The organism is Streptomyces sp. NPDC005878 (assembly GCF_040629815.1).
Lineage (GTDB): Bacteria > Actinomycetota > Actinomycetes > Streptomycetales > Streptomycetaceae > Streptomyces.
On the sequence record NZ_JBEXWK010000002.1, the window covers coordinates 395,535 to 421,368 of the forward strand.

Below are 25,834 nucleotides of genomic sequence, written 5' to 3' on the forward strand. Positions count from 1 at the left end.
CGAGGCGCAGCCCCGGCCCGCCGCCCGCTCCGGTCCCGCGCCCCCTCTATGCGCCGCGACGCTTGCGCAGGGCGGCGAGTGCCCGGTCGGCGTGGACGCTCATCCGGAGCTCGCTCCTGACGATCTCCAGCACCCGCAGATCCGTGTCGATGACGAAGGTGACGCGCTTGGTCGGGGCGATGCTGAGCCCCCGCCGGACCCCGAACAGCTCCCGTACGGCACCGTCGGCGTCCGAGAGGAGGGGATAGCCGAAGGAGTGCTTCCGCGCGAACTCCGCCTGCCGCTCCACCTCGTCGGCGCTGATCCCCACGGGCTGGGCTCCGAGCGCCCGCAACTCACCGGCGATGTCACGGAAGTGGCAGGCCTCGGCGGTGCAGCCCGGGGTGAAGGCCGCCGGATAGAAGAAGAGCACCACGGGGCCGTCGGCCGCGAGCCCGGAGAGGGTGCGCGGGGTGCCGGTCTCGTCGGGGAGCTTGAAGTCGTCGACCGTGTCGCCAATTCTCATGCGCGCAGTCAACCACTCGGGGCGGGGGCGCGGCGGGGCCGGAAAGCGGAAGGGCTGATGCGAAGCGGACCGGCTGACGCGAAGCGGGCCGGCCCGTCCCCCGTAACGGGGGAGGAGGCTACGGGGCCACGGGGCGGGCTACCCGATCCCCTGCCGGTCCGCCTCCAGGGCGAAAGCCCGCTCCGCCGCCTCCGGAACACCGCGTTCCACGGCGTGGACAAGCAGGGCGCGGTGCCGTACGAGGGGCGGGCGCCGCTGCTCGGGAGCCAGCGCCAGCAGTTCGTCGAGGGCCGCCACGATCCGCCGGGTGACCTGCGGGCTGCCGACGGCGTACGCCCGGATCTCGGTGAAGCCCAGGTCGACGAGGTTCTCCCAGGACGGGACCGGCTGCACCAGCCGGACGACGCCCTGGCGGTCACGGTGTCCCACGGCGCCGAGCGGCCGGTGGGCGAGCTCGGCGAGCAACTGCACGATCCGGTCGAGGCACTGCACGGCGGTGGTCGGATCGTTGACGGCGGGGGAGAGGGCCCGCAGCGCGATGTCGCAGAGCTGCCGCAGCCCGAAGGCGAGGTCCTGGTGGAACGTGCGCTCCACCCCCACCGACACGGTGTACCCGAGCGCCCCGCGCGACGGCGCCCGCCCCCCGTGCACCGCCAGTACCGGCGTGCCCGGCACCACGAAGTCCCCGATCCGGGGGATCAGCCGCAGCACGACGCCCTGCCGCCGGGCCGCGCGCACCAGCCGCGCGATATTCACGTCCCGCAGCACACCGGCCCGCCCGCTGTGCCCCACCCGCCCGCTCTCTCCCGGCAGCGGCTCCCCGCCCATCGCTCCCCGGGGCATCTTGTGCACCACCCGGAACGCCTCGGCGGTGATCCGGTCGACGACATGGCCGACGCGCATCAGCCGCAGGGTGGTGTTCACGTACGCGATGAAGAGCAGCAGACTCAGCGTGACCATGGCGATCGTGAGCAGGCTCTGCGTGAAGGGGACGCTCTCCACGAGCCGGGGATCGGTCTCCCCGCTGTACGAGGTGAGCACCAGCAGCGACAGCGCGAAGGTGGCCAGGAAGACGGCGAAGGTCAGCTTGGTGATCCGCGACCGTACGAAGATCCGCACCACGCGGGGGGTGAACTGTCCGCTCGCCATCTGCACGGCGACCAGCGAGATGCTGAAGACCACGCCGATGAAGGTCATCATGGCCGAGCTGACGGTGGTGATCACGGTCTTCAGATCGTCGACGACACCGATCAGATCACCGACCGCGTCGTACTCGCCCCCCTCCTGGAGTTCGTCGACGACCGCCGTGTCCAGCCAGTACGCCAGCCGCCACAGCACACACATCAGCGCCAGCGCGGCGCTGGGCGCGAACCAGAAGGTGTCCCGCAGATGCTCCCGCAACGGGGAGAGCATCCGGGGCCGCCGATACCGCCCGTCAGAACCCACCCCCCGAGGCTAGGCCCGCACCCCCCGGCCACCCCCGACCGACGCCCGCCGATGGCGTACGGGCACCCGCATGGCCCCGGTCCGGCGCCGAGGCGGGTCACGCTGAGCACCCGGAGAACCACGCTCGGCCCCCACCCCACCGACCACCGCCCGGCCCCCCCGACACCCCACCCAAGCCAAGGTCCACCACTCGCCTGACCACGCAATATGCGGGTGAACACCACCTCGAACCCCTGGTAGAGTTATCTCTGTCGCCGCGGGGCACGACCCCGCGAGACAGACACCTTGTCCGGGTGGCGGAATGGCAGACGCGCTAGCTTGAGGTGCTAGTGCCCTTTATCGGGCGTGGGGGTTCAAGTCCCCCCTCGGACACCAGCGAAAACCCCAGTTGACCTGGGGTTTTCTGCGTTTCTGGGGTACGGCGTGACCAGCCACGTGACCAACAAGTGAGCGAGTCTCCTGGTCAGACCCGGGACCCTCTTCCTCGCTCTGCTTCAGCAGGCCAACAAAAACGACCCGGCCCCATCGGGCCGGGGGTGTCCTTGCTCTTCTTCCGTTCAGCTCACTGCCGCGCGGACAATCAGCGTTCCGATGTGATCTTCCTTCGGGGCCTCGAGAACCTGGGCTTCTGCATCCGGAGAGCTGGTGGTGGTACAGCAGCAACTCGACAACCCCCGCCTCTGGTCGGTGGCCTCACGGCTCATGGCGTTGTACGCCAAGACGTTCCCCGGCTCGGACGGCTCCAAGGCCGTCCACTGGTACCGCATGGCGGCCAAGGCTGCCGACGAGTCGGGGGACGAGTCGGTACAGGTTTGGGTGCGTGGCCGGGCTGCGATTGCCCTGGGCTACGAGGGGGCGTCTCTGCCGGTGGCTGATGTGATCACTGATCAAGCCATGGCCATCTCGGAACGACCATCCTTGGGACTGCTGAACGCCGTCTACGGGAAGGCGCATACGGCGGCCATCCGAGGGGACCATGTGACAGCCATCGAGTTGGACACGCGGGGCAGGCATCTCTTCGACAGGACGGGGTCGTACGAACAAACTCCGACTACGGCGTTCCCTATTGGCGATTGAACGTGTTCCGGTCTCTGCTGCTGGCTCGGCTCGGCGATGAGAGGGGAGCGGTGGAGGCCCAGGAGGAGGCGCGCCGGGAGCTCCCGCCGACGCTCCCTCGCTTCGCCACCCACCTCGAACTCCACAGGGGTTTGATGCTGGCCCGGTCCGGCGCGACCGAGCCGGGGTCTGGCATACGCGCAAGGGGTCATGGACGCCCTGCCGCCCGAGAAGCACTCTCTGACCCTCCGCATGCTCATGGGTGAGATCAGGGCGTAGTCCGGGGACTCGGGCCCACCGCCGTACCGGGTCGCCGCCTGCCCGGGCAAGTGTCCCTATAGCCGGATGCGATACACACGGTCCAGGCCCGGCGCCCCGTCCCGCGCGCCGTCACATGTGCCCCCATCGGCAAGGAGCAGCAGCGATGACCGTCGTCAGTGTCTTTCTCACCCGTCTCGACGTGAGGGACGCCGTGGTCGCCCTGTTGGCGGCGCCCGACGACGGGCGGGGAGGCGCCGGCGGGGTCGCCGTGAAGGCCGAGTTCGACGGGGGGTCCGTCAAGGCCGTCCTCGAACGGGTCCACCGTTATGTCGACGAGCAGCTCGCCGACGCGCGGACGTACGGGGTCTGCGAGGAGTCCGTACGGGACGACCTGCGCGCGCTCCTCGCGGGCGGCGAGGCAGGGCCGGGGGCGGAAGTGGCCGATCCGGAGGCCGATCGGGACGTGGCCCATCAGATCATCGCCGCCCTCGCCGCGCGGTATCCCCTCCCTCCGGACGTGCTGGCCGCGCTGCCCGTGGCCGAGTGAATATCCGACCCCTCTGCTGGTTTTGTTGAAGAGAGAACATCCCCTTATGTGGTCATGCATGGCATTTCGGTGCTCAGTTTCCGTGCGTCTCCGCTAGTGAAGTAGACCCTCCGGTTGGTATTCTCAGGTCCGCGTCGCGAGCCGCCGTCGTTACGTCACCCACCCCCACCCCTCACTCCGATCCCGAACACCTCTCAGGGGAGCGACACTTGAACGCCACCGTCATGCCCGCAGCCGACGCCGCCGCAGCCACCCCCGCCGCCGCATCCGCAGCCGAGCCCACCTGGGAGTTCGTCGCGCGCGACCGGCGCCGGGCCGGTTGACCGGCCGGCGGCGTCCCGCCCGCGTGGTCCGGCTCACCCAACGCGCGTCCGGGTAGGGGCTGTTGGCCCGGGTGTTCGGATGTCTACCCTGTTACAGGCCTTGAGGGATGGAACGCCTGAGGGGGAGACGCATGAGCACCGACATCAGGAGCGGCACGGAGGACACCGAGCGGCCGGCGGAACCCGCGAAGGGGGAGCGGCTGGCCGACTGGGCGGACGGGCGGCTCGGGATCTACTCCATCGCCCGGACCCAGATGCGCAAGATCTTCCCGGACCACTGGTCCTTCATGTTCGGGGAGATCTGCCTCTACAGCTTTCTCGTCCTCATCCTCACCGGCATCTATCTGACGATGTTCTTCGAGCCGAGCGGTGTGGAGGTCGTCTACCACGGCTCGTACACCCCGCTCAGCGGCGTCCGGATGACCAGGGCCTACGAGTCCACCATCGACATCAGCTTCGACGTGCGCGGCGGTCTGCTGATACGTCAGGTCCACCACTGGTCGGCGCTGGTCTTCTGCGCCGGTCTGCTGGTGCACATGATGCGCGTGTTCTTCACCGGCTCCTACCGCAAGCCACGCGAACTCAACTGGCTGTTCGGCTGGACCATCCTCTTCACGGCCCTCATCACCGGTCTCACCGGCTACTCGCTCCCCGACGACCTGCTCTCCGGCACCGGCATCCGCTTCGCCGACGGCGCGATCCTGTCGATCCCGGTGATCGGTACGTACATCTCCTTCTTCCTCTTCGGCGGGGAGTTCCCCGGGCACGACATCATCCCGCGGCTCTACTCGGCGCACGTGCTGCTGCTGCCGGGGCTCATCCTGGGGCTGGTCGTCACCCATCTGATCCTGGTCTTCTACCACAAGCACACCCAGTTCGCCGGGCCCGGCCGGTCCGAGAAGAACGTGGTGGGCGCGCCCCTGATGCCCGTCTACACCGCCAAGGCCGGCGGGTTCTTCTTCCTGGTCTTCGGGCTGCTGACCATCATGGGCGCGGTCGCGACCATCAACCCCGTGTGGGCGATGGGCCCCTACCGGCCCGATCTCGTCTCGACCGGCGCGCAGCCCGACTGGTACCTGGGCTTCTCCGAGGGGCTGATCCGGGTGATGCCGGGATGGGAGATCAACGCCTGGGGCCACACGCTCGCCCTCGGCGTCCTCATCCCCTTCACGCTCTTCCCGCTGCTGCTCGCCGCGATCGGCGCGTACCCGTTCATCGAGGCGTGGGTCACCGGCGACAAACGCGAGCACCACATCGCGGACCGGCCGCGCAACCACCCCGTCCGCACCGGCCTGGGCACGGCCTGGCTGGCCATGTACTTCGTGTGCCTGATCGGCGGCGGCAACGACCTGTGGGCCACCCACTTCCATCTCTCGATCAACTCGATCACCTGGTTCGTCCGCATCGCGTTCTTCGCCGGACCGGTGCTCACCTTCGTCGTCACCAAGCGCATCTGCCAGGGACTCCAGCTCCGTGACCGGGAGAAGGCGCTCCACGGCCGGGAGAGCGGCATCATCAAACGGCTGCCGCACGGCGAGTACGTGGAGGTGCACGAGCCGCTCGACCAGGGACAGCTCTACAAGCTCACCCATCACGAGCAGCCCGCGCCCTACGAACTGGGCCCGGAGGTCGACGAGAACGGCGTCCGCCGCAAGGTCACCCGCTCCCAGCGGCTGCGGGCCAAGCTCGCCAAGGCCCTGTACGGGCCCGGCTCGCACATCCCCAAGGCCACCGCCGAGGAGTACCGGCAGATCCAGAACTCCGGCCACGGACACGGCCGGCTCCCCGGGCACGAGGAGCAGCGGCAGGAGCAGCAGCCGCGCTGAGCCGTCCCGGCCCCCTCAACAGGACCCCGTCGCCCGCGACGGGGTCCTGTTCGTGTTCCGTACCGCCCCGTGACACGGATCCGCCACCAGGTCTTCCGTAGGGCTCGCTGTTCTTGGAACACTCCACTCCCAGTCGCTTCTGTCCCCACACCCTTGCAGAGGTCACCTCACTCATGGCTGAACTCAATCGGCGCCGGTTCATGCAGCTCGCCGGCGGCACCGCGGCCCTCACCATGCTGTCCGACAGCATCGCCCGCGCCGCCGCCATCCCGGCCCAGGGCGGCACCGGCAGCATCCAGGACGTCGAGCACATCGTCGTCCTGATGCAGGAGAACCGTTCCTTCGACCACTACTTCGGCTCGCTCAACGGCGTCCGCGGCTTCGGTGACCCGCGGCCGGTCACGCTCCCCAGCGGCAAGTCGGTCTGGCACCAGGAGGGCGGCGGCAAGGAGGTACTGCCGTTCCGGCCCAAGGCCGACAACCTCGGCCTCCAGTTCATCCAGGACCTCAACCACGACTGGGCCGGCAGTCACAAGGCGTTCAACAACGGCAAGTACGACCAGTGGGTGCCCGCCAAGACGCCCACCACGATGGCCTACCTCACCCGCGAGGACATCCCGTTCCACTACGCGCTCGCCGACGCCTTCACCATCTGCGACGCGTACCACTGCTCCTTCATCGGCTCCACCGACCCCAACCGCTACTACATGTGGACGGGGTACACCGGCAACGACGGCACCGGCGGCGGGCCCGTGCTGGGCAACGACGAGAAGGGGTACGGCTGGACGACCTACCCCGAGCGCCTGGAGAAGGCCGGGGTGTCCTGGAAGATCTACCAGGACATCGGCGACGGCCTGGACGCGGCCGGCGGCTGGGGCTGGATCAACGACGCCTACCGCGGCAACTACGGCGACAACTCCCTGCTGTACTTCACCAGCTACCGCAACGCCAAGCCCGGCGACGCGCTCTACGAGAAGGCCCGCACCGGCACCAACGCCAAGGCGGGGCAGGGCCTCTTCGACGTCCTCAAGGCCGACGTGAAGGCGGGGAAGCTGCCGCAGGTCTCCTGGATCGCCGCGCCCGAGGCGTTCACCGAGCACCCCAACTGGCCCGCGAACTACGGCGCCTGGTACATCTCCCAGGTGCTCGACGCGCTCACCTCCAACCCCGACGTGTGGGCGAAGACCGCGCTGTTCATCACGTACGACGAGAACGACGGTTTCTTCGACCACGTCGTGCCGCCGTTCCCGCCCGCCTCGGCCAACCAGGGCCTGTCCACGGTCTCCACCTCGGCCGACTACTACGCCGGTGACCTCAGCCACGCGGCGGGCCCCTACGGGCTCGGACAGCGCGTCCCGATGATCGTCGTCTCGCCCTGGTCCACCGGCGGCTACAGCTGCTCCGAGACCTTCGACCACACCTCGATCATCCGCTTCATGGAGCGCCGCTTCGGTGTCCGCGAGCCCAACATCTCGCCCTGGCGGCGGGCCATCTGCGGCGACCTGACCTCGGCGTTCGACTTCGGCAGGTCCACCACCGCGCCCGCGGCCCTGCCCTCCACCGCCGCCTATGTGCCGCCGGACCGCGACCGCCACCCGGACTACGTGCCGGTGCCGCCCACGACCGGCAGCGTGCCCCGGCAGGAGCGGGGCTCGCGCAGGACCAGGCCGCTGCGGTACGCGCCGTACGTGGACGGCACGGCCAACGCCTCCACGGGCCGGTTCACCCTGACCTTCAGCGGGGGCGCGGCGGCCGGTGCCCAGTTCCTGGTGACCTCCGCCAACCGCACCGACGGGCCGTGGACGTACACCACCGAGGCGGGCAGGACGCTCTCCGACACCTGGAACACCGCCTACTCCAAGGGCACCACCGACCTCACGGTCTTCGGGCCCAACGGGTTCCTGCGCGCCTTCCGCAACCCCGGGAAGAGCGCGGGCCCCGAGGTGAGCGCCCGGCACAACGCGGCCACCGGCAACCTCGACCTGACGCTGACCAACGCGGGAACGACCAGCGCGCGCCTGACGGTCACCGACGGATACGGCGGGGCCTCCCAGGCGCTGACCGTCCGGCCCGGCGCGACCGTCACGTACACGGTCGACCTGACGTCGAGCAGGCGCTGGTACGACGTGTCCGTGGTGTCCAGCTCCAGTGCGGTGTTCCTGCGGCGGTTCGCCGGGCACGTGGAGACGGGCGCCGCGGGCGTCAGCGACCCGGCGATCCTGACCGTCTGAGCGATCGGACCCCTACGGCCGGGCCGTCCCCGCGGGGGCGGCCCGGCCCGCGTCCAGGGTGACGCCCGCGCCGAACCAGCGGTCGGATCGGGCCATATCGTACGACTCCACCCCTTCACGGGCACGGCGACGGGTCATACTGGTCGGCCACGGACCAGAACGGACAGGGGGAGTACGTTGCTGGAGACGGTGAACGGGACGGGTGCGGCCAGGAGCGGGGGACGGCACGCCGTCGTCATCGGGGGGAGCCTGGCGGGACTGCTCGCGGCCCAGGTGCTCGCGGAGCACGCCGAGCGGGTGACCATCGTCGAGCGCGACCGGCTGCCCGACGGCCCGGAGCCGCGCGGCGGGGTGCCGCAGAGCCGCCACACCCATGTGCTGATCCCCGGCGGCCAGCGGGCGTACGACGCCCTGCTGCCGGGCTTCTGCGAGGAGTTGATGGCGCGTGGCGCGCCCCGCGTCGGCGCTCCGAGCGACATCGTGCAGTGGCAGGGGGGCCGCTGGTTCCGCCGCACCGAGGAGACCGCCTTCTTCATCTGCCCGACCCGGCCCCTGCTGGAGTGGCTGGTGCGCCGCAGGGTGCTGGCGAACCCCCGGATCGAACTCGTCGAGGGCACCGAGACCGTGGGTCTGGACGGGGACGCCAGCCGGGTGCGCGGCGTACTGCTGCGCGAGCGGGGCGCCGCGGCCGTGGGCCGTGAGCCCCGGCGGCTGGCCGCGGACCTGGTGGTCGACGCCTCGGGGCGCGGCAGCCGGGCCGGCGACTGGCTGACCGCGATCGGCGCCGAACCCGCCGCCGAGGAGACCCTGGAGACCGGCCTCGCCTACGCGACCCGCGTCTACCGCACGCCCGAGGACAGCGACGCGGAGCCCCACTTCATCGTGCCCAACCCGGGCCAGACGTACGGCGCCGTGGTGCTGCCCGCCGAGGGCGGCCGGTGGATGGTCACGCTCTCGGGGCTGCGCGGCGCCGAACCCCCGCTGGACGACAGGGGGTTCACCGAGTTCTCCGAGCGGCTCCCGCACCCGATCACCCGTGACTGGCTGGACGCGGCCAAGGCCGAGACGCCCGCGCTCGCCTACCGCACCACCGCGAACATCCGCCGCCGCTACGACCGTCCCGGCCGGCGCCCCGCCGGGTTCCTGGTCACGGGGGACGCCCAGTGCGTCTTCAACCCGATCTACGGCCAGGGCATGACGGTCGCCGCCCTCTGCGCCGTCGCCCTGCGGGACGCGCTGGCCGACACGCGCCGTACACCGACCACCCGGCGCGTACAGAAGGCGATGCTGGACGCCTCGCGGCAGGCCTGGGACATCTCGGCCGGGTCGGACAAGAACATGCCTACCGCGACGGGCAGCGCGGCGCGCAGCACCCTCGCCGACCGGATCTCCGGGTGGTACCTGGGGCGGGTGGAGGCCCGGGCGCCAGGCGACCCGGCGGTCGGCCGGGTCTTCCGCGACGTGCTGTATCTGAGCGAGCCGGTGTCCGCGCTGTTCGCGCCGGGCATCGCGAGGGCGGTGCTGTTCGGTCCCGTACGGCCGGCCCCGCAGGAGCCGCCGCGACGGCGGGAGGATTAGCACCTCCGTCGTCCGGGCCCGGTCAGCTCGCCTCGGCCTCCGCCTCCTCGGCCGCACGGCCAAGGCCCTCCGCCGCGTCCGCGACCCGGCGCAGCAGGTCGAGGAAGACGCCCTGCTCGGCGGGGTCCAGCGGGGCGAGGAAGACCTCGTTCATCCGGGCCGTGCGGGCGGTGAGTTCGCGGTGCGCCGCGCGGCCCTCGTCGGTGACGGCGAGCCGCGAGCGTCGGCCGTCGCGCGGGTCGCGCGTCTTGCGCAGCAGACCGCGCCGGGTGAGCCGGCTGACGACCTCCGCGATCGTCGACCGGTCCAGGCCGACGCGCTCGCCGACGCTGCGCTGGTCCAGACCCGGCGAGGCGACCAGGGTGTTGAGGACGGCGAACTGCGGGGAGGTGGTCTGCTCGGAGACCATCGTGTTCCACAGCAGGTGGTGGACCTGCTGGAGCCGCCGGGCCAGATGTCCGGGGTGGCTGCTCAAGTCGACTGCGGACACGGCCGGTTCCTCTCGTGCTGCCGCTCGTAGCGAGCGCTTTCGGTCAACCGCGTACGGTCAAGTGTTCAGCGCCCGGTGGGTGTTGACCCGCCCGAGTCGTCCCGTTAGCTTCGGGAGCGGTAGGTACTCAGTGCACTGACTAAACACTGACCCTACCGCTACGGGGAAGCGAAGGGCAGGGGGAAGCAATGGCCGAAATCCGAGGGCTGCGCGAGGCGGTGGCCGACCTGATCCACGACGGGGACACGGTCGCCATGGAGGGGTTCACGCACCTCATCCCGTTCGCGGCGGCCCACGAGGTCATCCGGCAGGGCATCACCGATCTCACGCTGGTGCGGATGACCCCGGACGTGATCTACGACCAGCTCATCGGGGCGGGGCTGGCCAGGAAGCTGGTGTTCTCCTGGGGCGGCAACCCGGGCGTCGGCTCGCTGCACCGCTTCCGGGACGCGGTCGAGAACGGCTGGCCGCGGCCCCTGGAGCTGGACGAGCACAGCCACGCGGGCATGGCCAACCGCTATGCGGCGGGCGCCTCCCGGCTGCCGTTGGCCCTGCTCAACGGCTATCGGGGCAGTGACCTCGGGCGGCGTACGACAACGCTGTCACCCATCGACTGCCCCTCCACCGGGCAGGAGCTGGGGGCGGTGGCCGCGGTCAACCCGGACGTCACCGTCATCCACGCCCAGCAGGCCGACCGGGAGGGCAACGTCCAGCTCTGGGGGCTCGCCGGGGTGCAGAAGGAGGCGGTCCTCGCGGCCGACCGGGTGCTCGTCACCGTCGAGGAGCTGGTCGAGGAGCTGGACCCGCGCCCGGGGGGCGTGGTGCTGCCGGGGTGGGTCGTCGACGCCGTCGCCTGGGTGCCGGGCGGCGCCCATCCCTCGTACGCGGCGGGGTACTCGGAGCGGGACAACGACTACTACCGGGAATGGGACCGCGTCTCGCGGGACCGCGAGATGTTCCAGCAGTGGCTCAGGGAGTGTGTGACCGGATGAGCGACGGCCCCGCCGGGGCGGACCCGCGGGCGCTGTGCTGAGGGAGGCCGGCGCGGCGCGGGCCCCGGCGGGCGCGCGGACGTGCCCGCCCGGCCGGTGACGGAGCCGAAGGAGCCGCACGCCCTCAGAACGGCCGGAAAGAGGTGCAGGAATGACATCACGTCAGCACGACGGAACGGCGCCCGACGGGCTCGATCAGCATGTCATCGCCACCGGCGCGGCCGACGTCCGCGCCGCCGTCCGGGACGCCGACCACCCGCCGCGCGACTTCCCGCCGTACGCCGGCAGCCGGCTGCGCCACCCACGCCGCCCGCCGCTGCCGGTGCGCGACCCGGAGGCCGTGGAGCTGTACGGGCCGGTCTTCGGCGCCACCGACGTCGGCCCGCTCGACCACGACCTGACCGCCCACCACCGGGGCGAGCCGCTGGGGGAGCGCATCACGGTCAGCGGCCGGGTCGTGGACCGCGAGGGACGGCCCGTCGCGGGCCAGCTCACCGAGATCTGGCAGGCCAACGCCGCCGGACGGTACGCCCATCGGCTCGACCGGCACCGCGCGCCGCTGGACCCCCACTTCACCGGGTTCGGCCGCTGCCTCACCGACGCCGACGGACGCTACGCCTTCACCACCATCAAGCCGGGCGCCTACCCCTGGCAGAACCACGACAACGCCTGGCGGCCCGCGCACCTGCACTTCTCGCTCTTCGGGACCGCCTTCACCCAGCGGCTGATCACCCAGATGTACTTCCCCGGCGATCCCCTCCTCGACCACGACCCGATCCTGCTCGCGGTCCCCGACGAGGCCGCGCGCGGCCGCCTCGTGGCGGCGTACGACCCCGAACTCTCCGTCCCCGAGGAGTCGTTGGGCTACCGCTGGGACATCGTGCTCGACGGGCCCCGCGCCACCTCGTTCGAGGAGGGGGCGCGATGAGGCCCCCCACCCCCTCCCAGACCATCGGCCCGTTCTACGGCCACGCCCTGCCCTTCCCGGGCGGCGCCGCGATGGCCCCGCCCGGCCACCCGGACACCCTCACGCTCCACGGCCACGTCTACGACGGCGAGGGCGCGCCGGTGCCCGACGCGCTCCTGGAGTTCTGGCAGCCCGGACCCGACGGCTCCCGCGGGGGGCGGCCCGGCTCGCTCGGCCGCAACGGCGTCGACTTCACCGGCTTCGGACGCGTCCCCACCGACGCGGCGGGCCACTGGACCCTGCGCACCCTGGCGCCCGGCGGGGTCCCCTACCTCTGCGTCGCGGTCTTCGCCCGGGGCCTGCTCCACCACCTGTTCACCCGGGTCTACCTGAGCGAGGCGCCCGACCCGCTGCTGGACTCCCTGGAGCCCGAGCTGCGCCGGACCCTGCTGGCGGCGCCCGACCCCGGGGCGCGCGGCCACCGCTTCGACATCCACCTCCAGGGCGCGAAGGAGACGGTCTTCCTTGAGTTCCGCTGACGCGGGGGACCCCGGTCTCCTCCATCACCGCTGCGACGGCCCGGCGGGCGCCCCGGTGCTCCTGCTCGGCCCCGCCCTCGGCACGACCGCCGCCGTGTGGGACGGCGTCGCCCCCGGACTCGCCGCCACCCACCGGGTGGTCCGCTGGGACCTGCCCGGCCACGGCGGCTCGCCCACCGCCCCGATCACCGCCGGCGCCGGTGTCGGCGACTTCGCCCGCCTGGTCCTGCGCCTCGCCGACGCGCTGGGTGTACGCGGCTTCTCGTACGCGGGGGTCTCGCTCGGCGGGGCCGTCGGGATGTGGATCGCCGCGCACCACCCGGACCGGGTGGACCGGCTCGCGGTGGTGTGCGCCTCGGCGGACTTCGGTGGCCGCGAACCGTGGCACGAGCGGGCCGCCGTCGTGCGCCGGGAGGGGATGGAGCCGGTCGCGGCGGGCGCCGCCGGGCGGTGGTTCACCCCCGGCTTCGAGGCGCCCGGGCCGCTCGCGTCCTTGCGTGCCGTCGATCCGCGCGGCTACGCGGCCGCCTGCGACGCCCTGGCCGGATTCGATCTGCGGACCGAGCTGAAGAAGATCGCGGCGCCGACGCTCGTCGTCGCCGGGCGGGCCGACCCGGTCACCCCGCCCGCGCACGCGCGGGAACTCGCCGACGCCCTGCCGGGAGCCTCGCTCGTCGAGATCGCCGGGGCCTCGCACCTGGCGCCGGTGGAGCGCCCCGAGGCGGTACTGGCCGCACTGCGCGGCCACTTCGCGCCGCCCGCCCCCGGGGGCGCCGCGATCCGCCGCGAGGTCCTCGGAGACGCCCACGTCGACCGGGCCGAGGCCCGCGCCGACGCCTTCACCACACGCTTCCAGGACCTCGTCACCCGGTACGCGTGGGGGGAGATCTGGGGCGACCCCACGCTGAGCCGGCGCGAACGCAGCCTGATCACGCTGACCGCGCTGGTGGCCCGCGGGCACTGGGACGAGCTCGCCCTGCATGTGCGGGCCGCCCGGCGCGGCGGGCTCACCCCGGACGAGATCGGCGCGGCCCTGCTCCAGACCGCGGTCTACTGCGGGGTGCCCGCCGCCAACTCCGCCTTCGCCGTGGCCCAGCGGGTGCTGGCCGAGCCCGCGGCGCAGGCGGAGTGAGGGGCCGTCAGCCCCGCGGGACGTGCGCGGGACGGCCCCGGCCGCGGGTGAGCACGTACCCGCCGACCCCGGCGAGGGCCGCGAGCACACCGCCGAGCGCCGTCCAGATCCAGCGGTCGGTCCACCAGCCGGACGACCAGCCGTCCTCCGGCTCGGTCTTCGGTCCGCCCGCGCCCAGCGGCGTGGACAGGGTGCCGTCCACGGCGTGCGAACCGCCCGCCTTCACCGTGCGGGGCTTCATCTCCGCCTTGACCGGCAGACCCCGCTCGGAGGCGGGCAGCCCGACGGCGGTCAGCCGTACGTAGTAGCTGCCCGGCAGCGGGTCGTTGGCCCACGCGTCCGCCCAGGCCACCACGGGCCGCAGGGTGCACGAGAGCGTCACCGCGGTGGCGTCGGGCGCGGCGGTGCGGGACTGCGCCCCGTACATGCACGGCTGGCGGCGGCGCAGCCCGTCGTACACGTCGATCCGCCACGTCGTCGCGGCCTGGCGGCCGGACGACGGCAGCGTCACCGTGGCGTCGACGGTGGGGCGCTGCCCCGCGTCGGCGGGGAAGACCCAGTACAGGTAGTCACCGCTGGAGGCGGTCGCCGTGGCCTGCTGGCCCTGCTCGACCGGTGTCGCCGTACGGAAGGTGGTGCCCGCCTGGGTCGGCGCGCCGGTAGTCTTGCTCGGGGCCGGCGACGGCGTGCCGGCCAGTGCCGGGGCCGCGGGGGCGAGCAGCGCGGCGGCGGTGAGCAGCGCCGCCGTCAGCATTCTCGGGGTACGCATCAGTTGGTCCTCCAGACGGCGACGCGCCAGCGCGAGATCCAGCCCCACAGCAGACCGGCGACGAAGCCGGTGAGCACCAGGACGCCCAGCAGCCACCAGCCGCGGCCGAGGCCGAAGGCGGCGACGTCGGACGGCCGGTCGGGGCCGTCGACGACGTCCACGGACAGCTCGACGGGCATGCCCGGCGTGGTCTTCACCGACGCGGGCGCCGAGAAGGAGTTGCTGACCTGGAGGCACACCGTCTCGACGGTGTCCTTGTCGTCGTCGTCCTTCGCCTCGGGCCTGGGGTAGCGCAGACCCGTCGAGATCAGGTCGGTGCGGCCGTCGCCCGCCTCGGAGCCGCGGACGATCTCCCGGCCGTGCCGGGTGACGGCCCGCAGCAGGACGCCGTAGTCGTTGTTGACGGCGCGGTCGGCGCCGACGCTGACGGCGGCCCGCAGCTCCTGGCCGGGCTTGACGTCGACCTTGTACCAGCGGTGCTCGCCGAACGTCTCACGGTCGGTGTACAGGCCGGGCTTGAGCTGCGGCGCGCTCGCGCAGCTCGCGGCGCCGCCGGTGGCGACCGGGACGATCACGGGGTCGGCGGCGCGGTCCACCGACTGCTTGACGCGGTCCTTGAGCTCGTCCTTGTGCTTGACCGAGGTGTAGGTGCCGCCGGTCGCCTGCGCGATGCAGGTCAGCTGGTCGCGCGTCTTGGCGTCCGGGTTGAGGCCGAGCGTGTCGATGACCAGGTGGATGCCCTGGGCGGCGATGTCGCGCGCCACCTCGCACGGGTCGAGCGGGGCGCAGGTGTCCTCGCCGTCCGTGATGAGCACGATCCGGCGGGTCGCCTCGCCGCCCTTGAGGTCCTGCGCCGCGCCCTGGAGCGCCGGGCCGATCGGTGTCCAGCCGGTCGGGGCGAGGGTGGCCACGGCCGTCTTCGCCTCGGTGCGGTCGAGCGGGCCGACCGGGTACAGCTGGCGGGTGTCCTTGCAGCCGACCTTGCGGTCGTTGCCCGGGTAGTTGGCGCCGAGCGTGCGGATGCCGAGCTCGACCTCCGGGGGGACCGAGTCCAGTACGTCGTTGAAGGCCTGCTTGGCGACGGAGATCCGGGACTGGCCGTCGATGTCGCGGGCCCGCATGGAGCCGCTGACGTCCAGCACCAACTCGACCTTGGGTGCGGCCTTCTGCGCGGGCGGCCCGTCGGCCGCGACCGCGTCGGCCGGGAGGATACCGGTGGCGAGGGTGGCGAGCAGCGCGCCCACCCCGGCCGCCAGCCGTTTTCTGGTGATCATCGCCGGATCCTATGGAAGATCGTATGCTCGCCCAAATCCAGCGGGGCGAATCCGGCGCCGCGGTGCCCGGCCCGCCGCGGCCGGGCGGGGGCCGGCCGTCAGGGATCGACGCGTTTGACGCTCTCCAGGAGCATGTCCAGCCACTCGGTGACCTTGTCCCGGTGCTTGTCCGTGGGGAGTTGGGCGGCGCGCCAGGCGATCCCGCGCACCCCGTGGTCCTGGAGCAGCCGCTCCAGCGGGTCCCGGCCGTCGGGGGCGAGCGCGTCGAGTTCGCGCTCCCGGTCGTGCTCGCGGGCGGCGAAGGCGTGCAGCAGTTCCTGCTCGGTGCGCAGGAGGGCGTCGGCGAGGGCCTCGCTGTCCTCGGCGGTGAGATAGCCCGCGTGGACCTTGAAGAAGCGCTGGATGGCGTCGCAGTGCTCCATGGTGGGGCGCCGGTCGCCGTTGATGAGCGCGCCCGCCTGCTGCCGGGACATCCCGGCGCCGGCGGCGATCTCCTGCTGGGTGTAGGGGCGGCCGTTGGGTTTCAGCCGCGAGCGGCGCAGCGCCGCGAACCGCTGGAGGAACCGCGCCTGCACGTCCGGCTCACCGGCCTCCCGGCCGTCGAGCAGCGCCTGGACGACCTCGGCCGGGACCCCCGAGGCGTCGGAGAGCTGGTGGACGTCGAAGACCTCTGCCTGGCTCATTCCGAGCTTGCGGGCCAGGTCGCCGACGCGGGCGGCGATGTCCCCCAGCGGGCCCGTGGCCGCCGGTCCCGGATCCGAGAAGCCGTCCGTCACCAGTCATTCTCCTAGATCACACGAGGTGCTCCACACAGCTCGGACACACAGTGAATATGTCGGGAGGCTACTTGGTCACGCCGGGGAGAACCAGAACTTGCCACAGCTGTGGCGTATTTGAGGCGTTCTCGGGCCGGAATGCCACGATGGTTGACATTCTCTTGCGGACGGGAGCAGGATCGCAGCACGGTGCGAAGATCGACCTCTGTGCCATCAGGCCGCTGGGCCACGAGGACGCGGAGGACGGCAGGCGCACCGCGTGCCTGCAAGAGGAGTCGCGTTCTCGATGGCGAAAGAACCGTTGGTGAACAGGTCAACAGGCCCCGTGCCGAAGGAGGTACGGGACACCACCGCCCCCGCCACCGGCCAGTGGGACGCCGAGGCGCGCGCCTACGTCGACGACCACATCGCGATGATGGATGCGACGGACCTGCCGTCGTTCCTCGTCGACCGCGGCTGGAACGTCGTGCACGCCAACTCCGCCTATGACACGCTCTTCCGGGCGGTCGGACCCCATCCCACCGCGATGCCGCGCGACAACTTCCTGCGCTTCGTCCTCTTCCACCCGCACGCGGGCTCGGTGCTCGCCCAGCACGAGACGAGCTGGTGCCTGCCGATGCTCGCCCAGCTCTCGAACGCGCTGGAGGAGGACCCGCACGACCCCGAACTGCGCGCCGTGCGCCGCGAGATCGCCGACGACCCGCTGATGAGCGCGGCCTACCAGCAGGGCCTGCCGCACTGGATGCGGATGGTCGGGGCGGCAGCCGTGGACCACGACGGCGCCGTACGGGCGGTGCGCCACCCGGACCCCGGCTGGGACGCCGTGGAGTGCCGGGTCCTCGACGAGTCCTCCGGCACCCTGGGCGAGCTCGGGCTGCGCCGGGTCACCCTGGTCCTGCGCCGCGAGGCCCCGCGCCCCGCGCCTCGCGCGCACGAGCCCAGGAGCGCGCCCCGCAACGGGGTGACCGCCCGCCGCCGGGGCCATCTGAGCGTCGTCCGCGCGGACCCGGCACCCGCCGGAAGCTGACGGGATCCGCCGCGCCGGCGTGCGAGGCCGCGGCCGCCCCGCGCGGTCCGCGGTGGCGCCGGTGCACCCGCGCGACCCGGGTGAAAGGGGAGTGCGCCAGGGGCGCGTGAAGCTCGTCTGTTGGTCCGCTTAAGAAATCCTCGATGGACGCGAACGGCTCCTGATCGGCAGATTGGTGATCAGCCATGGAACCATGGCCTTTTCGCCCTCTTTGTACGTCCCGGGAGCCGCCCCCCATGAAGGCCCTTGTCAAGCAGCACGCCGAACCCGGACTGTGGCTCATGGACGTCCCGGAGCCGGAGACCGGCCCCGGCGATGTGCTGATCAAGGTGCTGCGCACCGGGATCTGCGGCACCGACCTGCACATCCGCTCCTGGGACGGCTGGGCGCAGGGCGCGGTCACGACCCCCCGCGTCCTCGGCCACGAGTTCGTCGGCGAGGTCGCGGCCGTCGGCGCGGACGTCCAGGACATCGCGGTCGGCGGCCTGGTCAGCGGCGAGGGCCACCTGGTCTGCGGCAAGTGCCGCAACTGCCTGGCGGGCCGCCGCCACCTGTGCCGCTCCACCGTCGGCCTGGGCGTGGGCCGCGACGGCGCCTTCGCGGAGTACGTGGCGCTGCCCGCCGCCAACGTGTGGGTGCACCGCACCCCGGTCGACCTCGACGTCGCCGCGATCTTCGACCCGTTCGGCAACGCCGTGCACACCGCGCTCTCCTTCCCGCTGGTCGGCGAGGACGTCCTGATCACCGGCGCGGGCCCGATCGGCATCATGGCCGCGGCCGTGGCCAAGCACGCCGGCGCCCGCAACGTCGTGATCACCGACGTCAGCCCCGAGCGCCTGGAGCTGGCCCGCAAGGCGGGCGCCACGCTCGCGGTGAATGTGGCGCGGTCCTCCATCGCGGACGCGCAGCGGCAGCTGGGCCTGCGCGAGGGCTTCGACATCGGCCTGGAGATGTCCGGCCGCGCCGAGGCCATGCGCGACATGATCGACAACATGACGCACGGCGGCCGGATCGCGATGCTGGGTCTGCCCGCGCAGGAGTTCGCCGTCGACTGGTCGAAGATCGTCACCTCGATGATCACGGTCAAGGGCATCTACGGCCGTGAGATGTTCGAGACGTGGTACGCGATGACGGTGCTGCTCGAAGGCGGCCTCGACCTCAGCCCGGTGATCACCGGCAGCTACGCGTACCAGGACTTCGACGCGGCCTTCGACGAGGCCGCCACCGCCCGCAGCGGCAAGATCATCCTCGACTGGACCGCCTGAGTCCCCTCGTCAGCCACTCGGCATCTAGGAGCCCGAAGCATGTACGCGTCCGTCCGCGACGACCTCCAGAACACCCTCGACGAGATCCGCGAAGCCGGTCTCTTCAAGCCCGAGCGGGTGATCTCCACCCCGCAGAACGCCTCGGTCGCCGTCCCCACCGGTGAGGTGCTGAACTTCTGCGCCAACAACTACCTGGGCCTGGCCGACCACCCCGAGGTGGTCGCCGCCGCCAAGGAGGCGCTCGACCGCTGGGGCTACGGCATGGCCTCGGTCCGCTTCATCTGCGGCACCCAGGACGTCCACAAGGAGCTGGAGGCGCGGCTCTCGGCGTTCCTGGGCCAGGAGGACACGATCCTCTACTCGTCCTGCTTCGACGCCAACGGCGGTGTCTTCGAGACCCTCCTCGGCCCCGAGGACGCGGTGATCTCCGACGCCCTCAACCACGCCTCGATCATCGACGGCATCCGGCTGTCCAAGGCCGCCCGGTACCGGTACGCCAACCGCGACATGGCCGAGCTGGAGGCGCGGCTCAAGGAGGCGTCGGGCGCGCGCCGCCGCCTCGTCGTCACCGACGGTGTCTTCTCCATGGACGGCTACGTCGCCCCGCTCCAGGAGATCTGCGACCTCGCCGACCGCTACGACGCGATGGTCATGGTCGACGACAGCCACGCCGTGGGCTTCGTCGGCCCCGGCGGCCGGGGCACGCCGGAGCTGCACGGCGTGATGGACCGCGTCGACATCATCACCGGCACCCTCGGCAAGGCCCTCGGCGGCGCCTCCGGCGGCTATGTCGCGGCCCGCGCCGAGATCGTCGCCCTGCTGCGCCAGCGCTCGCGCCCCTACCTCTTCTCGAACTCGCTGGCCCCGGTGATCGCCGCCGCCTCGCTCAAGGTCCTCGACCTGCTGGAGTCGGCGGGCGACCTGCGCGACCGGCTCGCCGCCAACACCGCGCTCTTCCGGACGAGGATGACCGAGGCGGGCTTCGAGATCCTGCCCGGCGACCACGCCATCGCCCCGGTCATGATCGGCGACGCCGCCGAGGCCGCCCGGATGGCCGAGCTGCTCCTGGAGCGCGGTGTCTACGTGATCGGCTTCTCCTACCCGGTGGTCCCGATGGGCCAGGCCCGCATCCGGGTCCAGCTCTCGGCCGCGCACTCCACCGAGGACGTGGAGCGGGCGGTGGCGGCGTTCGTCGACGCCCGGGCGACAATGGCGGGGTGATCGACCCGCGCCGGCTCCGCATCCTGCGCGCGGCGGCGGACCACCGTACGGTGACCGCCGCGGCCGCAGCGCTCTATCTGACCCCGTCCGCCGTCTCCCAGCAGCTCGCCGCCCTGGAGCAGGAGACCGGCCACACCCTGCTGACCCGCAGCGGCAAGGGCGTACGGCTCACCGCGGCGGGTGAGATCCTGCTGGAGCACGCCAACGCGGTCCTCGCGCAGCTGGAGCGGGCGGAGGCGGAGCTGGCGGCGTACGCGGGCGGCGCGGCCGGTGACGTGACCGTGGCGGCGTTCGCCACGGGCATCGCGGAGGTCCTCGCCCCGGCGCTGGCGCGGCTGCGCGGGACGCACCCCGCGATCCGGGTCCGGGTGCGCGACGCCGAGGGCGACGCGTCGCTGCCGATGGTCCTGGACGGCGAGGCGGACCTGGCGCTGGCGGTGGAGTACCGGGGCGCCCCCCGGGCGGACGACCGGCGCCTGGTGCGGGTCCCGCTCTACGCGGAGCCCTTCGACGCGGTGCTCCCGGCCGGGCACCCGCTGGCGCACGCGCCGGAGGTACGCCTCTCGGCGCTGTCCGAGGACGACTGGATCGGCCCGTACCCCGGCAACCCCTGCCACGACGTGGTCTTCCTCGCCTGTGAGCTGGCGGGCTTCGAGCCGCGCCTGATCCACTCCTCGGACGACTTCCGGGCCGTGGTGGCGCTGGCCGACGCGGGGGCGGGGGTGGCGCTGGTGCCGCGTTCGGCGCTGCGCGGCATGGAGCGTAAGGACACCGTGGTGCGGCCCGTGGCGGGCCCCGCCGCGACCCGTCGCGTCTTCGCGGCGGTACGCAGCGGCGCCGAGCACCACCCGCTGATCAGCCCGGTCCTGGACGCCCTGGCGCGGGCGGCGGAAGGGCTGACGACGGGCTGAGCCCGGCGGCGGGGAGCTCGGGTCCGCGGGGGCGGGGCGCGAGGTCCCACCCGGGGTCGGCGCGAAGGGCGGTCGAAGAGGCTAGGTCCATGCCGGTGCCGTTCCAGTCAGCTGGCATACCACCAGGTAGAGCGGGATGGGGGGCGTATAAGGGCTGGTGCCCTCGGGTCGGTGGATCAAGCGTCGTCCCGGGTGCGGCGGAACCTTGGCGTCCGGCGCGTAGCGCGCCGGATGCGGCCAGGTCAGCTCGTGGTCCGAGCCCGCCGGGACGATCCACCACCAGCAGTCCGCGTCCGCGAAGACACACCCCGAGCGGGGCAGCCGCGCCAGCACGCGGAAACCGTAGGAGGCGGGTACCGCGACCGCGTCGCGGCCCGCCGACGCCGGGAGCGACGGCGGCAGCACCAGTGTGCTGCCGCCGGTCGCTCCGGCGCCCCCTCGCGAGCCGGGCCCCCGAGGCCCCCCAGCCTCATCCCGGCCGCCTCTGGACAGAAGTGTGCGTGTGCTCATCGGCATGTACGGCCCGCCCCGAGCCGGGCCCAGACGATCCGGCCGGTGCCGCGCGGCACGTCGTGGCAGCCCCAGGCGACGCTGAGGGCGTCGACGAGCAGCAGCCCCCGGCCGCGCTCCTCGCCGTCGTCGGCGTCGCACAGCGTGGGCCCGCCCGCGCCGTACCCCTGGTCGCGGACGGCGACCGTCAAGTGGCCGGTGGTGAAGGAGAGTTCGCAGGAGACCAGGGTGCCGGCGGTGTGGACGACGGCGTTGGTGACGAGTTCGGAGACCACCAGGGCCGCGGCGTCGCCGACCTCCTCGCCGAGGCCCCAGCGGAGCGTGATCTCGGCCGTGTGGCGGCGGGCGGCGGCGGCGGATTCGGGCCGGGCCGCCAGATCGAAGGCGTACCGGCGGGCGTCGGGGACGGACAGGGTGGAGGCCGCGCCTATGAGCTGCGGGACGAGCGCATTACCAGGGGCCACGACCGGGTCCTCACAGTGGGGTGGCGGCGTCGCTCGCGACAGCCGCGTGTGCTGGCGTTCACCGACCTACCTTCCACCCATCCGTCACACTTGGCAAGGGGCACTCTGAAAAATGCAGAGTGCTGTGTTCTGGGCTGAGGTGGCATGGCACACTGCTCGGCAACAGGGTTAGGGGAGGTCTGACGTGAGTGAACCCCGGTCCGCCCCGACCGTGGGGCAGGTCGTGCTGGGCAGACGCCTGCAGGACCTGCGCGAGCGCGTGGGCCTGCGGCGCGAGGAGGCGGCCAAGGTACTCCGGGTCGCCCCCGCCACGATCCGCCGCATGGAGACGGCCGAGGTCGCCCTGAAGATCCCGTACGTCCAGCTGCTGCTCAAGGCGTACGGCGTCGGGGACGAGGAGACGGACCGTTTCATCGAACTAGCGGAGGAGGCCAACAAGCCGGGGTGGTGGCAGCGCTTCCACGACATCCTGCCCGACTGGTTCAGCATGTACGTGAGCCTGGAGGGAGCCGCCTCGCTCATCCGGACGTACGAGCCGCACTTCGTCCCCGGTCTGCTCCAGACCGAGGAGTACGCGCGCTCGGTGATGGTCAGCGGCGCGCTCGGGCAGACGAAGCAGGCCGACATCGAACGGCATGTGGCGCTGCGCATGGAGCGCCAGTCGCTGCTCACCCGGGCCGACGCCCCCAGGTTCTGGGTGATCATGGACGAGACCGTGCTGCGGCGGCCGGTGGGCGGCCGGGACGTGATGCGCGGCCAGCTCGACCGGCTGCTCGAAGCGGCCGAGCTGCCCCAGGTGACGATCCAGCTCGCGGAGTTCGCGACCGGGCACCACCCGGGGACCTACGGCCCGTTCGTCCTCTTCCGATTCGCCGTGCCGGAGCTGCCGGACATGGTCTACAGCGAGTACCTGACGGGCGCGGTCTACCTCGACGCGCGCCCCGAGGTGGCGACCCATCTCGAAGTCATGGATCGCATGGCGGCCCAGGCCGCGACTGCACGACGCACGAAGGAGATCCTGGCGGATCTCCGCGAGGAGCTGTGAATGGATCACATATACAACGGCATGCCGGCCCGCGAGCTGGGGAGCGAGGGCTGGCACAAGCCGTGGAGCGGTGGCAACGGCGGCAACTGCGTCGAGGCCATGAAGCTGGCCGACGGCCGGGTCGCGGTGCGCCAGTCGGCCGACCCGGAGGGCCCCGCTCTGATCTACACCAGCAACGAGATCGCCGCGTTCATCCTCGGCGCCAAGTCGGGCCAGGCCGACTTCCTGCTGACGTGATCCACCGGACGGCCGCCGCCCGCGCTCCCCTCGGGGCCGGGGCGGCGGCCGAGCCGTGTCAGCCCACGTCGAAGATGTTGGGCAGCCCCAGCCGGTGGCGGAACCGGTCGTCGCGCTTGAGCGGTTCCAGCTCCGGGGCGCTGTGGAGCGGGGTCACCGAGCAGCGCGGGGCGCTCGAACCGGTCCGGTCGAGGAGCGCGTTGGCGGCCAGGCGGCCCGAGGTGTTGGCGCCCTCCATCGTCGCCAGGTCGATGGGGACGGCCACGTAGTCGCCCGCCAGATAGAAGTTGGGGATCCCGGTGCCCGCCGAGGGGCGGTGGTGGAACGTGCCGACCGGGTGGATCAGCAGCTCGTCCTCGTTCCTCGGCTCGGGGGTGCCGATACCGGAGACGCCCGGGTCCAGGAACCACGAGTGCAGCCTGCTGTCGCTGAGCACGGTCCTGCCGGTGTCGTTGACCGACGCCTTCAGCTGCGCCCACACCTCGCGGGCGACCTCCTCCCGGGTGCACTGCTTGGCGGTCTTCCCGTACAGCATCCCGGGCTTGTCCCACTCGGAGATGTCCACCGAGAGGCAGTCCGCCACCGTCCCGTCGCCGAAGTCGGCGCGGAAGTCGTGGTGCGGCCAGTGCTCGGCCTGGGCGATGGCGGTGAGCGACCAGGGGGAGTCGATGCAGTCGAAGTGGCCGTGCACCCCGTCGGGCCGCTCGGTCAGATAGAACTGGATGCCCGTCATCCAGTCCGTGCGCAGCTTGTCGCAGCGGGCCAGCTGCGGGTCGGCCGCGCGCATCGCGGCGCTCCAGGTGCGCCGGGCGTGCTCCACGGGCAGCGCGCAGACGTAGTGGTCGGCGCTCACCGTGCGGAGCGCGCCGCCCGGGTCCTCGACCACGGCACCCGTCACGATCGAGCCGTCGTACGTGAACTCCCGTAGCGTCCAGCCCACCTGGAACGCCACGCCGAGGGTGCGCAGATGCGCGACCCAGGGGTCGATCCAGGCCTCGTTGGTGGGCGCGTTGAGGATGCGGTCCAGGGGGCCGTCCGCGCCCCGGCCGAGCGCGTTGAAGACGAACGCCTCCAGGAGCGAGCCCACCGTGCGGGTGCTGGCCTCCTCGGCCTTGGTGGCGACGATGTTGCGGGTGACGCCGACGGCGAGGATGCGCTGGTACTCGTGACTCATCTGCCCCGCCCGGGTGAAGGTCCACCAGGGCGTGGCCTCCCACTGGGTGTTGCGGCGCTCGTCGCAGCTGGTCAGGAAGGTGAGGAGGCGGTCCACGAAGTACGCGGCCTCGCGCGCGGGCAGCCGCTGGAAGGTGCCGAGCACCCCGGTGAGGGCGCGCCGCAGCGCGTCGGGGGTGAGCGGCTGCGGGCTGCCGGACCAGGGCAGCGGCAGCCGCAGGTCCTCGTAGCCGGTCCGCGCGAACATCATCTCCTTGGGCGCGACCAGGTTGTCCCAGACGCCGTGCGCGTTGCCCGCGAACGGGATGCGCCGCATCGTGTCGGGCAGGTTGTGGTAGATCCCGGGGATGAACCGGAAGCCGTGCTCGGCCGGGAGCGGGCCGCGACCGCCCCGGGCGCTGTCCGGGACGTCCATGCTGCGCGCCTTGCCGCCGAGCGCCCGGCGCTCGTAGAGCGTGACCCGGAAGCCGCGTTCGGCCAGCTCGTGGGCGGCGGTCAGACCGGCCACGCCGCCGCCGAGCACCACCACCGACCGCCCGGCCGCCGCAGTGGCTCCCGGGCGGGCCGCAGCGGCGGCGGCGGGGACCGCCGCGTCGAGCCCCAGGGCGGTCGCCGCGCCCGCCACCGCCGTCCCCGCGACGAACGTGCGCCTCGTGCTGCCCGAACGCTCCATGGTGCCCCCTATTACCGGTGGTAACGGTCACGTCGGCGCAGGAGCATACGGTCGCGGCGGTCAGCCTGGAAGAGACAATCGAGCCTCGTGTTCCCCGGGCGCGCGCCCGGTGCGGCCGGGGTCCGTCGTGCCACGTGCGGCCGCGCGGAGGCGGCGGCGCGCGTGTGGTCAGATAGGGGCATGGCCCGACGCACCCCCCGCCCCGCCCGCCCCGAGACGCCCCGGGCGTGCCCCTGCGGGCTCCCCGCCCCGTACGCCGAGTGCTGCGGGCGCTACCACGCCGGGCAGGCCGCGCCCACCGCCGAGGCCCTGATGCGCTCCCGCTTCAGCGCCTTCGCGGTCCACGACGAGCCGTACCTGCTGCGGACCTGGCACCCCGACCAGCGGCCCGCCGCCGTCGACTTCGACCCCGGGATGCGCTGGACCCGGCTGGAGATCCTGGACACCAAGGACGGCACCGCCTTCCACACCACCGGCGAGGTCACCTTCCGGGCCCACTACACCGAGGGCGGCGGCGAGGGCTCGCTGCACGAGCGGAGCCGATTCGTCCGGTACGACGGTGCCTGGGTGTATCTGGACGCGGTCTTCACGGGCTGAACCGGATCGCGGCTTTCGGCGTCTTTTCCCGTGAACGGCCGCGATGGCCGGGATCAGGG

At 72.4% G+C, this 25,834-nt stretch carries 24 protein-coding genes, 1 tRNA gene and 1 pseudogene; 17 read left to right on the forward strand and 9 right to left on the reverse strand.

Translation table 11 applies throughout. From position 1 onward, the window contains the following. Window positions 1-46: 46 nt before the first annotated feature. The gene (locus ABZ404_RS05775; RefSeq protein WP_358834199.1) at window positions 47-505 is read right to left on the reverse strand and encodes a peroxiredoxin; all 459 of its coding nucleotides are present in this window, start codon (window positions 503-505) and stop codon (window positions 47-49) included. A 138-nt stretch (window positions 506-643) separates the two neighbouring features. Beyond that, a complete protein-coding gene (locus ABZ404_RS05780; RefSeq protein ID WP_358834205.1) occupies window positions 644-1,918 on the reverse strand; it encodes a DUF2254 domain-containing protein in 1,275 nt (424 codons plus the stop codon). A 320-nt stretch (window positions 1,919-2,238) separates the two neighbouring features. Here ABZ404_RS05780 and ABZ404_RS05785 point away from each other — a divergent pair. From ABZ404_RS05785 to ABZ404_RS05810, 6 genes and pseudogenes are all read left to right on the forward strand, one after another. After that, a tRNA-Leu gene (locus tag ABZ404_RS05785) sits at window positions 2,239-2,326 on the forward strand. 258 nt (window positions 2,327-2,584) lie between these two features. Further along, window positions 2,585-3,286 (forward strand): annotated as a pseudogene (locus tag ABZ404_RS05790) (XRE family transcriptional regulator); the annotation flags it as partial. A gap of 145 nt (window positions 3,287-3,431) precedes the next feature. Beyond that, the gene (locus tag ABZ404_RS05795; RefSeq protein ID WP_358834198.1) at window positions 3,432-3,815 is read left to right on the forward strand and encodes a hypothetical protein; all 384 of its coding nucleotides are present in this window, start codon (window positions 3,432-3,434) and stop codon (window positions 3,813-3,815) included. A gap of 454 nt (window positions 3,816-4,269) precedes the next feature. Continuing rightward, window positions 4,270-5,964 carry a cytochrome bc complex cytochrome b subunit gene (locus ABZ404_RS05800; RefSeq protein ID WP_358834197.1) on the forward strand — a complete coding sequence of 565 codons (1,695 nt, stop codon included), beginning with the start codon at window positions 4,270-4,272 and terminating at the stop codon, window positions 5,962-5,964. A 173-nt stretch (window positions 5,965-6,137) separates the two neighbouring features. Further along, window positions 6,138-8,195 carry a phosphocholine-specific phospholipase C gene (locus ABZ404_RS05805; protein WP_358834196.1) on the forward strand — a complete coding sequence of 686 codons (2,058 nt, stop codon included), beginning with the start codon at window positions 6,138-6,140 and terminating at the stop codon, window positions 8,193-8,195. A gap of 189 nt (window positions 8,196-8,384) precedes the next feature. Then, entirely contained in the window at window positions 8,385-9,773 is a 1,389-nt protein-coding gene (locus ABZ404_RS05810; protein ID WP_358834195.1) for an FAD-dependent monooxygenase, read from the forward strand. 22 nt (window positions 9,774-9,795) lie between these two features. On the opposite strand, the gene ABZ404_RS05815 is transcribed toward ABZ404_RS05810, so the two are convergent. After that, the gene (locus ABZ404_RS05815) at window positions 9,796-10,263 is read right to left on the reverse strand and encodes a MarR family transcriptional regulator (protein ID WP_358834194.1); all 468 of its coding nucleotides are present in this window, start codon (window positions 10,261-10,263) and stop codon (window positions 9,796-9,798) included. A 188-nt stretch (window positions 10,264-10,451) separates the two neighbouring features. Between ABZ404_RS05815 and ABZ404_RS05820 the strand changes: the two genes are divergently transcribed. From ABZ404_RS05820 to pcaD, 4 genes are all read left to right on the forward strand, one after another. Then, complete coding sequence (locus ABZ404_RS05820) at window positions 10,452-11,255, forward strand: CoA-transferase (protein ID WP_358834193.1); 804 nt, start codon at window positions 10,452-10,454, stop codon at window positions 11,253-11,255. A gap of 151 nt (window positions 11,256-11,406) precedes the next feature. Next, window positions 11,407-12,183, forward strand: coding sequence for a protocatechuate 3,4-dioxygenase subunit beta (gene pcaH, locus ABZ404_RS05825; protein ID WP_358834192.1), 777 nt, complete (start codon window positions 11,407-11,409; stop codon window positions 12,181-12,183). Then, window positions 12,180-12,701, forward strand: a complete 522-nt coding sequence (gene pcaG / locus ABZ404_RS05830) for a protocatechuate 3,4-dioxygenase subunit alpha (protein WP_358834191.1) — start codon at window positions 12,180-12,182, stop codon at window positions 12,699-12,701. The genes pcaH and pcaG overlap by 4 nt, the downstream gene beginning before the upstream one ends. Next, entirely contained in the window at window positions 12,688-13,833 is a 1,146-nt protein-coding gene (gene pcaD / locus ABZ404_RS05835) for a 3-oxoadipate enol-lactonase (protein ID WP_358834190.1), read from the forward strand. Before pcaG ends, pcaD begins: the two co-directional genes overlap by 14 nt. A 7-nt stretch (window positions 13,834-13,840) precedes the next feature. On the opposite strand, the gene ABZ404_RS05840 is transcribed toward pcaD, so the two are convergent. The 3 genes from ABZ404_RS05840 to ABZ404_RS05850 form a co-directional block, all read right to left on the reverse strand. After that, window positions 13,841-14,602 (reverse strand): hypothetical protein, encoded by a 762-nt coding sequence (locus ABZ404_RS05840; protein ID WP_358834189.1) that lies wholly within the window; start codon window positions 14,600-14,602, stop codon window positions 13,841-13,843. Then, window positions 14,602-15,876, reverse strand: coding sequence for a VWA domain-containing protein (locus tag ABZ404_RS05845; protein WP_358834188.1), 1,275 nt, complete (start codon window positions 15,874-15,876; stop codon window positions 14,602-14,604). The genes ABZ404_RS05840 and ABZ404_RS05845 overlap by 1 nt, the downstream gene beginning before the upstream one ends. Window positions 15,877-15,974: 98 nt before the next feature. Then, on the reverse strand, window positions 15,975-16,652 hold the full coding sequence (locus ABZ404_RS05850; protein ID WP_358834187.1) for a helix-turn-helix transcriptional regulator: 678 nt from the start codon (window positions 16,650-16,652) through the stop codon (window positions 15,975-15,977). A gap of 325 nt (window positions 16,653-16,977) precedes the next feature. On the opposite strand from ABZ404_RS05850, the gene ABZ404_RS05855 reads away from it, so the two are divergent. The 4 genes from ABZ404_RS05855 (at window position 16,978) to ABZ404_RS05870 (ending at window position 21,076) form a co-directional block, all read left to right on the forward strand. Beyond that, entirely contained in the window at window positions 16,978-17,679 is a 702-nt protein-coding gene (locus ABZ404_RS05855; protein WP_358834204.1) for a hypothetical protein, read from the forward strand. A gap of 236 nt (window positions 17,680-17,915) precedes the next feature. Beyond that, entirely contained in the window at window positions 17,916-18,944 is a 1,029-nt protein-coding gene (gene tdh / locus ABZ404_RS05860; protein ID WP_358836949.1) for an L-threonine 3-dehydrogenase, read from the forward strand. Between the two features lie 39 nt (window positions 18,945-18,983). Beyond that, window positions 18,984-20,165, forward strand: a complete 1,182-nt coding sequence (locus ABZ404_RS05865; protein WP_358836950.1) for a glycine C-acetyltransferase — start codon at window positions 18,984-18,986, stop codon at window positions 20,163-20,165. Beyond that, complete coding sequence (locus ABZ404_RS05870; protein ID WP_358836951.1) at window positions 20,162-21,076, forward strand: LysR family transcriptional regulator; 915 nt, start codon at window positions 20,162-20,164, stop codon at window positions 21,074-21,076. Before ABZ404_RS05865 ends, ABZ404_RS05870 begins: the two co-directional genes overlap by 4 nt. A gap of 81 nt (window positions 21,077-21,157) precedes the next feature. On the opposite strand, the gene ABZ404_RS05875 is transcribed toward ABZ404_RS05870, so the two are convergent. Both ABZ404_RS05875 and ABZ404_RS05880 read right to left on the reverse strand, forming a co-directional pair. Next, the gene (locus ABZ404_RS05875) at window positions 21,158-21,484 is read right to left on the reverse strand and encodes a hypothetical protein (RefSeq protein ID WP_358836956.1); all 327 of its coding nucleotides are present in this window, start codon (window positions 21,482-21,484) and stop codon (window positions 21,158-21,160) included. Window positions 21,485-21,582: 98 nt separating this feature from the next. Next, complete coding sequence (locus ABZ404_RS05880) at window positions 21,583-22,050, reverse strand: ATP-binding protein (protein ID WP_358836952.1); 468 nt, start codon at window positions 22,048-22,050, stop codon at window positions 21,583-21,585. A 184-nt stretch (window positions 22,051-22,234) separates the two neighbouring features. Here ABZ404_RS05880 and ABZ404_RS05885 point away from each other — a divergent pair, with 184 nt between their 5' ends. Both ABZ404_RS05885 and ABZ404_RS05890 read left to right on the forward strand, forming a co-directional pair. Next, window positions 22,235-23,095, forward strand: coding sequence for a helix-turn-helix transcriptional regulator (locus ABZ404_RS05885; protein WP_358836953.1), 861 nt, complete (start codon window positions 22,235-22,237; stop codon window positions 23,093-23,095). Beyond that, window positions 23,096-23,332 (forward strand): DUF397 domain-containing protein, encoded by a 237-nt coding sequence (locus ABZ404_RS05890; RefSeq protein WP_358836954.1) that lies wholly within the window; start codon window positions 23,096-23,098, stop codon window positions 23,330-23,332. Window positions 23,333-23,390: 58 nt separating this feature from the next. Here the strand turns inward: ABZ404_RS05890 and ABZ404_RS05895 are convergent, their stop codons facing one another. After that, window positions 23,391-25,178: an FAD-dependent oxidoreductase gene (locus ABZ404_RS05895; RefSeq protein WP_358990154.1), complete on the reverse strand. Its 1,788-nt coding sequence runs from the start codon at window positions 25,176-25,178 to the stop codon at window positions 23,391-23,393. A 180-nt stretch (window positions 25,179-25,358) separates the two neighbouring features. On the opposite strand from ABZ404_RS05895, the gene ABZ404_RS05900 reads away from it, so the two are divergent. Then, entirely contained in the window at window positions 25,359-25,775 is a 417-nt protein-coding gene (locus ABZ404_RS05900; RefSeq protein WP_358836804.1) for a YchJ family metal-binding protein, read from the forward strand. The last annotated feature ends 59 nt before the right edge of the window (window positions 25,776-25,834 follow it).

Bases quoted from the DNA above. Each gene is read 5' to 3' on its own strand.
- ABZ404_RS05820 (WP_358834193.1), top strand. From the start codon at position 10,452: ATGGCCGAAATCCGAGGGCTGCGCGAGGCGGTGGCCGACCTGATCCAC.
- ABZ404_RS05865 (WP_358836950.1), top strand. From the start codon at position 18,984: ATGTACGCGTCCGTCCGCGACGACCTCCAGAACACCCTCGACGAGATC.
- ABZ404_RS05900 (WP_358836804.1), top strand. From the start codon at position 25,359: ATGGCCCGACGCACCCCCCGCCCCGCCCGCCCCGAGACGCCCCGGGCG.
- ABZ404_RS05780 (WP_358834205.1), bottom strand. From the start codon at position 1,918: ATGCTCTCCCCGTTGCGGGAGCATCTGCGGGACACCTTCTGGTTCGCG.
- ABZ404_RS05845 (WP_358834188.1), bottom strand. From the start codon at position 15,876: ATGATCACCAGAAAACGGCTGGCGGCCGGGGTGGGCGCGCTGCTCGCC.
- ABZ404_RS05895 (WP_358990154.1), bottom strand. From the start codon at position 25,178: ATGGAGCGTTCGGGCAGCACGAGGCGCACGTTCGTCGCGGGGACGGCG.
- ABZ404_RS05800 (WP_358834197.1), top strand. From the start codon at position 4,270: ATGAGCACCGACATCAGGAGCGGCACGGAGGACACCGAGCGGCCGGCG.
- ABZ404_RS05840 (WP_358834189.1), bottom strand. From the start codon at position 14,602: ATGCGTACCCCGAGAATGCTGACGGCGGCGCTGCTCACCGCCGCCGCG.
- ABZ404_RS05890 (WP_358836954.1), top strand. From the start codon at position 23,096: ATGGATCACATATACAACGGCATGCCGGCCCGCGAGCTGGGGAGCGAG.
- pcaH (WP_358834192.1), top strand. From the start codon at position 11,407: ATGACATCACGTCAGCACGACGGAACGGCGCCCGACGGGCTCGATCAG.
- tdh (WP_358836949.1), top strand. From the start codon at position 17,916: ATGAAGGCCCTTGTCAAGCAGCACGCCGAACCCGGACTGTGGCTCATG.
- pcaG (WP_358834191.1), top strand. From the start codon at position 12,180: ATGAGGCCCCCCACCCCCTCCCAGACCATCGGCCCGTTCTACGGCCAC.
- ABZ404_RS05775 (WP_358834199.1), bottom strand. From the start codon at position 505: ATGAGAATTGGCGACACGGTCGACGACTTCAAGCTCCCCGACGAGACC.
- ABZ404_RS05795 (WP_358834198.1), top strand. From the start codon at position 3,432: ATGACCGTCGTCAGTGTCTTTCTCACCCGTCTCGACGTGAGGGACGCC.
- ABZ404_RS05805 (WP_358834196.1), top strand. From the start codon at position 6,138: ATGGCTGAACTCAATCGGCGCCGGTTCATGCAGCTCGCCGGCGGCACC.